This window comes from Clostridium sp. (assembly GCF_018372875.1).
Classification (GTDB): domain Bacteria; phylum Bacillota; class Clostridia; order Clostridiales; family Clostridiaceae; genus Clostridium.
In genome coordinates this window covers 16,644-28,031 of record NZ_JAHAIF010000035.1, presented here as the reverse complement: position 1 = coordinate 28,031, position 11,388 = coordinate 16,644, and the positions used below count along the sequence as shown (strand labels likewise).

General features: G+C 31.1%; 8 protein-coding genes and 1 pseudogene. 8 read left to right on the top strand and 1 reads right to left on the bottom strand.

Features of this window, described 5'->3' with window-relative positions:
* A pseudogene (locus KIB46_RS11600) lies at positions 1-474 on the bottom strand (IS30 family transposase); the annotation flags it as partial.
* Between the two features lie 205 nt (positions 475-679).
* Between KIB46_RS11600 and KIB46_RS11595 the strand changes: the two are divergent.
* The 8 genes from KIB46_RS11595 (at position 680) to folK (ending at position 11,370) form a co-directional block, all read left to right on the top strand.
* Positions 680-5,794: a glycoside hydrolase N-terminal domain-containing protein gene (locus KIB46_RS11595; RefSeq protein ID WP_291672053.1), complete on the top strand. Its 5,115-nt coding sequence runs from the start codon at positions 680-682 to the stop codon at positions 5,792-5,794.
* A gap of 208 nt (positions 5,795-6,002) precedes the next feature.
* Positions 6,003-6,593, top strand: a complete 591-nt coding sequence (locus KIB46_RS11590) for an aminodeoxychorismate/anthranilate synthase component II (protein WP_291672052.1) — start codon at positions 6,003-6,005, stop codon at positions 6,591-6,593.
* A complete protein-coding gene (pabB, locus tag KIB46_RS11585; RefSeq protein WP_291672054.1) occupies positions 6,583-7,926 on the top strand; it encodes an aminodeoxychorismate synthase component I in 1,344 nt (447 codons plus the stop codon). Before KIB46_RS11590 ends, pabB begins: the two co-directional genes overlap by 11 nt.
* Positions 7,926-8,672: an aminotransferase class IV gene (locus KIB46_RS11580; RefSeq protein WP_156560728.1), complete on the top strand. Its 747-nt coding sequence runs from the start codon at positions 7,926-7,928 to the stop codon at positions 8,670-8,672. Before pabB ends, KIB46_RS11580 begins: the two co-directional genes overlap by 1 nt.
* Positions 8,662-9,219, top strand: coding sequence for a GTP cyclohydrolase I FolE (gene folE, locus KIB46_RS11575; protein WP_156560730.1), 558 nt, complete (start codon positions 8,662-8,664; stop codon positions 9,217-9,219). The genes KIB46_RS11580 and folE overlap by 11 nt, the downstream gene beginning before the upstream one ends.
* 14 nt (positions 9,220-9,233) lie before the next feature.
* The gene (locus tag KIB46_RS11570) at positions 9,234-9,707 is read left to right on the top strand and encodes an HD domain-containing protein (protein WP_156560732.1); all 474 of its coding nucleotides are present in this window, start codon (positions 9,234-9,236) and stop codon (positions 9,705-9,707) included.
* Positions 9,708-9,725: 18 nt separating this feature from the next.
* Entirely contained in the window at positions 9,726-10,535 is an 810-nt protein-coding gene (gene folP / locus KIB46_RS11565; protein WP_156560734.1) for a dihydropteroate synthase, read from the top strand.
* Between the two features lie 10 nt (positions 10,536-10,545).
* Positions 10,546-11,370, top strand: a complete 825-nt coding sequence (gene folK / locus KIB46_RS11560; RefSeq protein WP_291672048.1) for a 2-amino-4-hydroxy-6-hydroxymethyldihydropteridine diphosphokinase — start codon at positions 10,546-10,548, stop codon at positions 11,368-11,370.
* Positions 11,371-11,388 lie beyond the last annotated feature (18 nt).

The window sequence follows — 11,388 nt, the reverse complement described above, 5'->3', positions numbered from 1 at the left end:
AGTACACTTTGTATTTCTACGTAATTTCATTGGTAAATCTGTATTCTTTACATCCATAAATCCAAGATCTATATAGTTATACAGTGTCTTGGTACAAACCATTTGAGATCGATTAAACCTACCGGTAGCGATAGCTTCCCCAACACAAGCATCTGGGGACCATGAGTCCTTTGTGATTTTGTCTACAGTGTACTTAATAAAGTCACTATATTCTAATAGTTTAAAATTGCGACAACAATTTGAACGATGCTTTTTATATACCGCTTCGCCAGTATCGGCAAGGTATACTTCAATATGGTTTCCTTGCTTTATTTGAGTAGTCGTACTACGATGTATTTCATTTAGAATAGTATTTATTGATCTGCCAAGTTCTTTAGATATCTTATATGCTGAAAATCCATCTTTTAAACGAATTCATTTTACAATTAGTTTATAATATTTAATATAATAATATAAGATATTAGGAAAAGATATAATAAAGTTGCTATTGAATTGACTAAGAAAATTATGTTTGATAGTATAAAAGTGTATTAAATTATATGTAAAAAATAACAATAAATAGAAATAATGGAGTTAGTTTAATCGTAAAAAGAATTGATGCATTTAAAGAAAAAGATAATGTAAAGGAGGGATATTTTATATTAAATAATTAAAATCTTTATGAAAATGGGGGAATTTTATGAGAAAAAAGGGAAAAAGAATTCTAGCAATAATTTTAACTACAATAATGGTTATGTCTCTATATCAGACAACTTATGCAGAAGAAATTTCAGATAAAAAGTATAATATAAATGAAAACGATTTAAAATTATGGTATACAAAACCTGCTTCTAAAGGTGCAGAAAATCTTACTGAAGATAATATATGGCAGGAATATACGTTACCAATAGGTAATGGTGATATTGGCGGAAATGTATATGGAGAAATTATTAATGAACGCATAACATTTAATGAAAAAACACTTTGGACAGGTGGCCCAAGTGAAAGTCGTCCTAATTATAATGGTGGTAATGTAGAGGTCGCTAGTGATGGTAGAGCAATGTACGAGGTATTACAAGAAATTAGAGAATTATTTTCACTTCATACGGAGGAAGGAGATACTAAGGCTAGTGCTTTATGTAATGAATTAATTGGTACTAGTAATGGGTACGGAGCTTATCAAGCATGGGGAGAAATAAATCTTAATTTTAAAGAAATTGATGAAAATAATGTTACAAATTATGTGCGTGATCTTAATTTAAAGAATGCAATTTCAACTGTAAGTTATACAGAAGACAATACAAAATATTTTAGAGAATATTTTGTAAGTCATCCTGATAATGTTATGGCTATAAGAGTTGAATCAGAGGGAGATGCAAAGCTTAACTTTGATGTTAGTTTCCTATCTAAACAAGGTGCAACGACAATAGTAGAAGATGATACTATTACATTAAAAGGAGAAGTATCTGATAATCAATTAAAATATAATTCGCAATTAAAAGTTATAAGTGATAATGGAAATATCATTGAAGGTGATAATAAGTTAACAGTGGAAGAAGCAACTTCAGTAACAATTTATATATCAGCAGCTACTGATTATAAAAATGATTATCCTGTTTATCGTACAGGAGAAAGTGATGAAGAACTAGATATAAGAGTTTCTAATGTGATTGAGGCTTTGAATAATAAAAGTTATGATGAAGTAAAAGCAGACCATATATCTGATTATAACAGTATTTTTAGTAGAGTAAATTTGAATTTAGGACAATCATTACCCAATATTCCAACAGATGAACTTTTAAGTTCATATGGTAATAATACAGTATCTGAAGAGGCTAGAAGAGCACTTGAAGTAATGTTTTTTCAATATGGAAGATATTTAACTATTGCATCGTCAAGAGAAGATTCACAACTTCCATCTAACTTACAAGGAGTTTGGAATAATAAAAATAATCCTGATTGGAGTTCAGATTATCATATGAATGTAAATCTTCAAATGAATTACTGGCCAACTTATTCTACAAACATGGCTGAATGCGCTATTCCATTAGTTAATTATATTGATTCATTAAGAGAGCCAGGGCGTGAAACGGCAAGAATTTATGCTGGTGTAGAAAGTGCTAAAGATAAAAATGGAGAATATACAGAAGAAAACGGATTTATGGCTCATACTCAAAACACTCCATTTGGATGGACTTGTCCAGGTTGGAACTTTAACTGGGGATGGTCTCCAGCAGCAGTTCCATGGATATTACAAAATGTTTGGGAAATGTATGAATATACTGGTGATATCGAGTATATGAGAGATGTTATTTACCCAATTATGAAAGAAGAAGTTAATTTATATGAGAATATGTTAGTATGGGATGAAGTTCAACAAAGAATGGTTTCTTCACCAACTTATTCTCCAGAACATGGACCAAGAACAGTTGGTAACACATACGAACAAACATTAATATGGCAATTGTATGAAGACACAATTATAGCTGCAGAAAAGTTAGGTGTAGATTTAGATTTAGTTGAAGGATGGAAAGATACTCAATCTAAATTAGATCCAATTCAAATTGGTGATGATGGTCAAATTAAAGAATGGTATGAAGAAACTACTTTAAATAGTATTCCAAGTGAAGGATATGGGCATAGACATATGTCTCATCTTTTAGGATTATTCCCTGGAGATTCTATTTCGGTTGAAACACCAGAACTATTAGAGGCTGCTTTAGTTTCATTAAATAATAGAACAGATGTATCTACTGGATGGGGAATGGGACAAAGAATTAATACTTGGGCTAGAGCAGGTAAAGGTAACAAGGCTTATGAATTAATAACTAAGCAATTAAAGAGAGTTGGAACAGGACAAGCGAGTGGTGGAGGAACTTACTCTAACCTTTGGGATGCACATCCACCTTTCCAAATTGATGGTAACTTTGGAGCAACAGCTGGAATATCTGAAATGTTAATGCAAAGTAACATGGGATATATCAACTTCTTACCTGCACTTCCAGATGTATGGGTAAATGGCTCATATGATGGTTTGCTTGCAAGAGGAAATTTTGAAGTTGGAGCTAAGTGGAAAAATGGAAAAGCATATGAATTAACTGTTACATCTAAAAATGGTGGAGAAGCAGTAGTTAAATATGATAAATTACATCTTTCTAAACTAACTAACTCTAAGGGAGAAGATATAGAGTTTACAGTAATTGAAGAAGATAAGATTTCGTTTAATACAGAAATAAATGAAACTTATACTATAAGTGAAATTCCAGGTAGTGAAGAACTTGCAGATGCACCTACTGGGTTAGTTGCAGAAAGAATAGAAAGTGATTCTGTAAACTTAGAATGGAATGCTGTAGAAGGTGATGATATTACTTATAATGTATATCGTCAAATTGATAATGGTGATGTTACAACTGTAGCAAAGAACATTAATGAAGTAAGCTTTAAGGATATTAATGCAAAAGATATATTAGGCTCATTTAGATATATGGTTTCTGCAAATATCAGTGGAAAAGAAACAAAGATATCTGAAGCTATAAAGGTAAATGATTTAAGAAATATGGCTGGATATATTGATGATAGAGATTCGCGTATTCTTTACTATGGTAACTGGGGTGATTGGGACGAAACTGTAAATCATGATGGAACAATTAAGTACATTGAAGATCCAGTTGGAACTGAAACGGCTACTTTAACATTTGTAGGTACTGGAATAGAAGTTATAAGTTGTAGAAATTTTGATAGGGGTAAGTTTGAAATAAGTATTGATGGAAAAGTTATAGATGAAGTTGATACTTATAGTCCATCAACAAAGAGAAAAGCAACTATATTCTCTAAAGATGATTTAAAATATGGTAAACATACAATTACAGTTAGAGCAACTAATACTAAATCGGAATTAGCAAGTAAGACAAAGGTAGAGCTTGATGCATTTAAAGTGTTAGATTCAACTATTCAAAAACCAACGTCAGTTTCAGTTGGAACTAAGTCTGGAATAACAACTATAAGTAAAGAAAATAGTTCGGTTAAAATGGTTGCTACAGTTCTTCCAAGTGAAGTAAGGAATAAGGAAGTAATATGGTCAGTAAATGATTCTACCATTGCAACTATTGATGAAAATGGAGTGTTAACAACTAAAAGTGTTAATGGAACTGTTATAGTAACAGCTACTTCAAAAGAAGATACTTCTGTAAGTAGTTCAATTCCTATAAAGGTATCACTTCCAACAGTGGTATCTGAAGAAATTATAGTTGAAGATGGATATATGAATAATACTAAAAATACTGATATAACATGGGGGGGAGATTGGTCAGTTTGGACTGGTGAATCAGATAGACACCATGGCGGCACTAAAACAGAATCTACTACAGGTGCAACAGTAACTTATACATTTACTGGAACAGGAATAGAAATTTATTCTCAAAAACATGCTAACTATGCAAGTTTTGATATATCAATTGATAGTGAAAGTAAAGGGAATTTTTCATTAGAAGGAAGTAGCACAGGTGATGATCAACAATTAATTGCAGCATTTAATGAATTAGAAAATGGTGAGCACACTATTGTTATGACAGCTATAAATAGGGATGGAAAAGATCAAGTTAACTTAGATTACTTTAAAGTATTTAAAGATGTTACTGGTGATATAGTTGATAAGTCAGAATTACAAACAGAAATAGAAGCACACAGCAATAAAGTTGAGGCTAACTATACATCAGAAACATGGAGTGAATTTAAAGCTGCATATGATAATGCCGTAGATGTTAATAATAATGATGATGTAATAGCTGAAAATGTAACAAGTGCTATAGTAGCTCTTAGAGAAAAAGCAAATGGATTAGTTCCTCAAGAATCACCAGGACCAGCAATTCCGGATAGTGCTAAGGTTGAAGCAATTGGAGTTGAAAGCAAGACATTAGTTCTTACATGGCCTTCAATATATGGAGCATCAACTTATGAAGTTTATGAAGGTAAAACTAAGATTGGTGAAACAGTGAATAATTATTATAGAGTTAATAATTTAACTGCAGATACTGAATACAATTTTACTGTTAAGGCTGTAAATGAAGCAGGAAAATCAACAGCATTTGAAGCTATAAATGTAAAAACAGAGTTGGCTGTAGATATAGAAAGGCCAAGTGATATAGAGAAAATATTTGTAGAAGATACTTCAAAGACAAGTGCTGAAATTTCATGGAGTGAAGCAACTGATAATATTGGAGTAATTGGATATAAGGTTTATGTAAATGGAATTCTTAAGGATCAAGTAGAAGGATTAAACTATACACTTGAAGGATTAGATAAAGGAGTTAAATATACAGTTAAAATAGTAGCTATAGATAAGGCTGGAAATACTTCATTAATACCTGCAAGCGTAAGATTTGTACTTGAAGATGAGGAGGTTCCACCGACTGAAGCTGTTGATAAATCAAGCTTACAAGCTGTAGTTGAGAGTGCAAAACTTTTAATTAAAGGTGATTATACAGCAGAAAGTTGGGCTAATTTAGAAGTAGCATTAGAAAATGCAAATATAGTTTTAGCTAATGAATATGCAACAGAAAAAGAAGTTGCAAAAGCTGAAGAAAATTTAAAAAGTGCAATTTCAGAATTAGAAATAGCATCAAATGATACTATAAATAGTGGAACTAATAATGGAAGCAACAATAATGATGATGGAAAAACCACATCAAATTCGAAACTTCCAAAAACAGGTGAAACAAATAATGTTTATACATTAATAGTAGGAGCTATTTTAGTTGTTGCAGGTGTATTAGTTATGTTTACAAGAAAGAAAAAAGATGATAATACATTAAAATAATAAAAGTTTGAATAGAGATTGTATCGAAATATAGTATTATAAATTCGATACAGTCTCTTATTTTAAGAAAGTTACTAATGAGGTCATAATGGATTGATACTTTGTTTCAAAAACAAAAAGTAGGAGTAGTGAATTTACCGCTCCTACTTTTTGTTTTCATTTATGTTATAATGAGAAATGATTTTAGTCACAGTTTAGGGGGGAAAATATGTTACTAATGATAGATAACTATGACTCTTTTGTGTATAACTTAGTAAGATATTTTGAAGAGCTAGAAGAAGAGTTAGAAGTGGTTAGAAATGATAAGATAAATATAAATAATATAGATTTAAATAAATATAGTGGAATAGTTATATCCCCAGGGCCAAAAAATCCTAAAGAAGCAGGATTATCTTTAGATATAATAGATAAATTTAAAGGAAAGCTTCCAATATTAGGTGTATGTTTAGGACATCAATGTATTGGACACTATTTTGGTGGGGAAATACTTAAAGGCAAGGAGCCTGTCCATGGAAAGCTTAGCTATATAACTCATAATAATGAAGGAATATTTGAAGGTGTTAAAAATCCTCTAAGGGTTACAAGATACCATTCCTTAGTGATATCAAAGGAGAATTTTCCTTATGAACTTAAGGTTACAGCAGAAACAGAAGATGGGGTTATAATGGGAATAGAGCATAAAAGCTATCCTATTTTTGGAGTGCAATTTCATCCTGAGGCAGAGCTAACAGAGGATGGTCACAAGATGTTACATAACTTTATAAAGGAGTGTAAGAGGTTTAAGAATGATAAACTTTAAGATAGAAGAATTAGAAAAATATTATGATCCATTTCATACATATAGACTTTTTAAAGATTTTAATGAAAGTATATTTTTAGATAGCTCTAAGGAGGATAAGGAATTATCTAAATATTCATTTATAGGGATAAACCCAATTTTGAATTTTAGATCACAAGGAAATTCAGTTTACATAAATAATGAAAAGATAGAGTCAAATGATCCCTTTTCATCCTTAGAAGAGATAATGGAAAGGTTCAGCTTTAAGGGAGAAAGTCATCTTCCTTTTATAGGTGGGGCAATAGGGTATTTTTCTTATGATATAGGTAGAATTTTAGAGGATTTACCTAATACATATAAGGAGGATTTTTTAATACCTGATAGCATTTTCAACATATATGAAAACTTAATTATATTTGATTTACATAATAAGAAAACATATGTTACAGAGCTTGGATACATAGAAAATAGCACTAGTTTAGTATTAGAAAAGCTACAGGAATATAAGGAGTTTGAAGAGGTTAGAGTTGAGGAGGGTAACAATACCTTTTACTCAAATTTTGAAAAAGAAGAATATGAAGAGGCTATAATAAAGCTTAAAGATTACATCAGAAGTGGTGATGTTTATATAGCTAATATGACAAGAAGAATATGGTGTGAAAATACTTCTCCTTCTTTTGAAATATATGAAAAATTAAGAAGTATTAATAAGGCTCCTTTTTCAGCTTATATGAATTTTGAAGACTTCCAAGTGATAAGTTCATCACTAGAAAGGTTTTTATCTGTAGTTGATGGAAAGGTTCATACAAGACCAATAAAAGGAACAAGGCCAAGAGGTGAAAACTCTAAAGAAGATGAAGAGAATAAAGAGGCTCTTATAAATTCAGAGAAGGATAAATCAGAGCTTTTAATGATAGTAGATTTAGAAAGAAACGATTTAAGTAAGGTGTGTACTCCTCATTCGGTTAAAGTAACAGAGCTATTTAAAATTGAGGAATATGCAACTGTATTTCATTTAGTTTCAACAGTAGAAGGAAGATTAAAAGATGGGGCGTCTTCTATTAAGTGTATAAAGGAGTGTTTTCCAGGTGGATCAATTACTGGAGCACCAAAAATAAGAGCAATGGAAATTATAGAGGAGCTTGAAGGTCTTAAGAGAAATCTTTATACAGGTTCTATTGGGTACTTTGATATCAGGGGAAACTGTGATTTTAATATAGTAATAAGAACAATAATTAAAAAGGATAATAGGGCTTACTTTGGTGTTGGAGGGGGAATCACTTGGGACTCAAATCCTGAGGAGGAATGGTTTGAAACAATTGACAAAGCAAAAGCCTTAATGAAGGTGTTATAATGAGAGAAATAGTTTATAATAGTGATAAAATTCTATTAGATGAAGGTACTTTCTTTGGACAAGGACTTTTTGAGACTATCCTTTGTTTAGATAAGCCTTTGTTTTTAAAAGAACATCTAAATAGGCTTGAAGAAAGTATGAAGTGGTTAGGGTTAGAAAATTTAGAGAAGAAAGAACTTCTTGAATTTTTAGAAAGTATAAATATTAAAAATAAGGTGTTAAAGATTTTGGTTACCCCTAAAAATATTGTTATTACTGAAAGGGAGAATCCTTATGGAAATGATGATTATAATAGGGGAATGACCTTAAGTATTTCAGAGGTTAGAAGAAATTCTACATCAAAAATGACCAAGATAAAGTGGAACGGATATATAGAGAACATAATTGAGAAAAAGGAAGCCGTAAAAAATGGCTATAATGATGCTTTATTTCTTAATGAAAAAGGTTTTGTTACAGAAACAAGCTGTGCAAATATATTTCTAATAAAGAATGGTGCTCTTTTAACGCCTAAAATTGAAGATGGACTTCTAGGTGGTATAATTAGAGAGTGGATTATAAACAATTTTAATGTAATAGAAAAGAGTATTACTTTAGATGAACTTTATGATAGCGATGAAGTTTTTATTACCAACAGTTTAATGGGAGTAATGAAGGTAACAGGAATTAATGATAGAGTTTTTGAACAAGGGGATTTAACAAATATGATAAGCAGTAAACTAGGAGGGTTAATACATAATGGTAGATAAGGAAAAAATAAAAGAAGGTGTAAAACTTATATTGGAAGCTATTGGGGAAGATCCTAATAGAGAAGGTCTTATAGAAACTCCAGATAGAATAGCTAGGATGTATGAAGAGATATTTTCAGGAATAAATGCCACAGCAGAGGAACACTTAAAGAAGACTTTTGAAGTGGATAGAGATGACTTGGTTTTAGAGAAAGATATAACATTTTATTCAATGTGTGAGCATCATTTAGTTCCTTTCTATGGGAAGGCACATATTGCATATATACCAAAGGGTAGAGTAGCAGGGCTTTCAAAGCTTGCAAGAACAGTAGAAACCTATGCTAAAAAACCTCAGCTTCAAGAAAAATTAACTTCAGAAGTAGCGGATGCTTTAATGAATTATTTAAATGCAGAGGGGGTTATGGTGGTTATTGAAGCAGAGCATATGTGTATGACTATGAGAGGGGTTAAAAAGCCAGGAACCAGAACTCTTACAACAACTTATAGAGGATGCTTTGAGGAAAACTATAATCTTAGAAGAGAAGTTTTAGATTTAATTCAAAGATAGGAGATTTAAAGGCTTTGGATAAAGTTAATGAGATATTAAATAATAAAGATTACAAGATTTATTTAGAGGAACTTAGTGAACTAGAAAAGGAAAGAGTATTTTGTAATCATACCATAGAGCACTTTTTGGATGTTTCAAGAATCGCGTACATAAGAGTGTTAGAAGAGGGTCTTAAGTATTCTAAAGAGGTTATTTATGCAATTGGATTATTACATGATATTGGAAGGGTTTTAGAGTATAAAGAAGAAATTCCACATCATGAAGGTAGTGTTATAATAGCTAAAGATATTTTAAAGGAAACTAGCTTTACAAAAGAGGAGAAGGATGAAATTCTAAAAGGAATAGAGAATCATAGAAAAGATAGTTTTGATGAATTATCTAGAATTATCTATGAAAGCGACAAGCTATCTAGAAATTGTTTTTCATGTAAATCTGAAAAAGATTGTTATTGGAGTAAAGAGAAAAAGAACTTTAAAATTAAGTATTAGGGAAAGGTATGAGGAAAAATGAAAATAGGAAATAAGGAATTTAACTTAGGTGAAAGAACTTATGTAATGGGAATTTTAAATGTTACACCTGATTCATTTTCAGATGGAGGAAAATTTAATGAGGTTGAACTTGCATTAAAGCATGCAGAAGAACTTATTAGAGATGGAGCTGACATAATAGATATAGGTGGAGAATCTACAAGACCTAACTTTGAACCAGTAGGGGTTGAAGAAGAAATAAATAGAGTTGTGCCAATAATTAAGGCTATTAAGGAAAAGTTTGATATTACCATATCTATAGATACATATAAGGCTAGAACTGCTGAAGAAGCAATAAAGGCAGGGGCAGATATTATAAATGATGTATGGGGCTTTAAGAAAGATAAGGACATGGCAAAGGTTGCTGCAAAGTACAATGTTCCATGTATCTTAATGCATAATAGGGAAGATAAACCTTATACTAATTTAATGAATGATATAATTATGGATTTAGCTGAAAGTATAGATATTGCACTTGAAGCAGGTGTAAAGAGAGAGAACATAATATTAGATCCAGGAATAGGCTTTGCTAAGACTTATGAAGAAAATCTAATTGTTATGAATAACTTAGAAAAGATAAAGAATTTAGGGTTGCCAGTACTACTTGGAACATCAAGAAAGTCTATGATAGGGTTAACTTTAAATTTACCTGTTACAGAAAGAGTTGAGGGAACAGTTGCAACTACTGTAATTGGAATAATGAAAGGGTGTGAATTTGTAAGAGTTCATGATGTTTTAGAAAATAAAAGAGCTTGCGTTATGACTGATGCAATACTTAAAGCGAAATAAGGTGTATAGAATGGATAAGATATATTTAAAAAACGTGGAGATATTTGCCAATCATGGTGTTTTTAAAGAAGAAAAGACTTTAGGGCAAAAGTTTATTTTAGATTTAGAATTAACTTTGAGTCTAGAGGAAGCTGGAAGAACTGGAGATTTAACTAAGTCAGTTCACTATGGTGAACTTTGTCATGGTATAGAAAAAGAATTTATGAAGGAATCTTATGACCTTATAGAAACAGCAGCGCAAAAGGTGGCAGAGTTTACTTTGTATAATTATCCCTTAGTTAAAGATATTAAGGTGACTTTAAAAAAGCCTTGGGCACCAATAGGAAGGCATTTAGATTATGCTGCAGTACAAATTGAAAGAGGATGGCATGAAGTATACCTTTCAATAGGAAGCAATATTGGAAATAAGGAAGAAAACTTAAATAGAGCAATAGAATTAATAAATTCTTATAAAGAAATAGAAGTTACTAAGGTATCTTCTTTCTTAGTAACAGAGCCTTGGGGCTACTTAGATCAAGAGGAATTTGTAAATGCTGCTTTAAAACTTAAGACAATTCTTTCACCACAGGAACTTATGAAGATTCTATTAGATATAGAACAGGAAATGAAGAGAGAAAGAATAATTAAGTGGGGGCCAAGAATCATAGATTTAGATATTATTTTCTATGATGATTTAGTGTTAGAAGATGAATTAGTTACAGTTCCACATCCAAGAATGGAAGAAAGAGAATTTGTATTAAAACCTCTTAGTGAAATATGTGGTAATAAAGTACATCCACTTCTTAAAAAGAGAGTATTTAGATTATTAGAAGACATAGAAAAAGAAAACTGCTAGAATAGGCAGTTTTCTTTT

Coding starts and splice junctions, on each gene's coding strand:
- KIB46_RS11595 (WP_291672053.1), top strand. CDS start 680: ATGAGAAAAAAGGGAAAAAGAATTCTAGCAATAATTTTAACTACAATA.
- KIB46_RS11590 (WP_291672052.1), top strand. CDS start 6,003: ATGTTACTAATGATAGATAACTATGACTCTTTTGTGTATAACTTAGTA.
- KIB46_RS11580 (WP_156560728.1), top strand. CDS start 7,926: ATGAGAGAAATAGTTTATAATAGTGATAAAATTCTATTAGATGAAGGT.
- folE (WP_156560730.1), top strand. CDS start 8,662: ATGGTAGATAAGGAAAAAATAAAAGAAGGTGTAAAACTTATATTGGAA.
- folP (WP_156560734.1), top strand. CDS start 9,726: ATGAAAATAGGAAATAAGGAATTTAACTTAGGTGAAAGAACTTATGTA.
- folK (WP_291672048.1), top strand. CDS start 10,546: ATGGATAAGATATATTTAAAAAACGTGGAGATATTTGCCAATCATGGT.